Source organism: Legionella steigerwaltii (assembly GCF_001468065.1).
Taxonomy (GTDB): domain Bacteria; phylum Pseudomonadota; class Gammaproteobacteria; order Legionellales; family Legionellaceae; genus Legionella; species Legionella steigerwaltii.
Window position 1 is genome coordinate 1 of record NZ_LNYZ01000038.1, and the last position, 316, is coordinate 316.

Below are 316 nucleotides of genomic sequence, written 5' to 3' on the forward strand. Positions count from 1 at the left end.
TTTGTTTGAAGCGCTCAATGACCAAAGGTGAAAAACAACGTTACGCTTATCTTGCCAATGAAAAAATCCGCAAAGCACTCCAGGCACATCTCGATACCCTACAACATGTTGCACGAGACAAACCCTTTTTTCAGACCCAACGTAAAAGTCGCTTTACGCCTAATAGTTTGCAAAAATGGTTCAAGTCACTCTATGATAAGGCAGGAATTATTGGAGCAAGTTCTCATTCTGGTCGACGTACTTTCATTACCCGCTTAATTGAGCAAGGCGCTGATATTAAAGCAGTCTCTCGCCTTGCAGGTCATGCCAACATTGT

General features: G+C 42.7%; 1 protein-coding gene. It reads left to right on the forward strand.

Features of this window, described 5'->3' with window-relative positions; all coding sequences use genetic code 11:
• Positions 1-17 precede the first annotated feature (17 nt).
• On the forward strand, positions 18-316 hold a 299-nt coding region (locus Lstg_RS14900), incomplete at its 3' end, for a tyrosine-type recombinase/integrase (protein WP_238585454.1).